This window comes from Pseudomonas sp. SIMBA_068, from assembly GCF_046534705.1.
In the GTDB taxonomy this organism is placed as follows: Bacteria; Pseudomonadota; Gammaproteobacteria; order Pseudomonadales; family Pseudomonadaceae; genus Aquipseudomonas; species Aquipseudomonas putida.
Genome location: NZ_JAWRYI010000726.1, coordinates 1 through 264 on the forward strand (window position 1 = coordinate 1; position 264 = coordinate 264).

1 pseudogene is annotated in these 264 nt (G+C 55.3%); it reads right to left on the minus strand.

Annotated elements, in window-relative coordinates:
* Positions 1-264, minus strand: a pseudogene (gene hslU, locus SB756_RS31160) (HslU--HslV peptidase ATPase subunit); the annotation flags it as partial.

Genomic DNA, 264 nt, shown 5'->3' on the forward strand with positions numbered 1-264 from the left:
GGCCGCCCAGGTTCTGGAACATGGACTGCAGCTGGCTGGTCATCTCTTCCATGCCCGGAGGAGCCATAATTTCAACGCCCATCGGTGCTGCGGCAAGATCGATCTCGATTTCTTTGTCATCAAGCTGGCCTTCACGCAGTTTTTTGCGGAATGCCTGACGAGCAGCGGACGGTTCCTGCTGCTGTTCGGTCTGTCCCCAGTTGTTTTTAGCAGGTGGGATCAGCACGTCGAGAATACGTTCTTCTGCCAGTTCTTCAGCGCGAT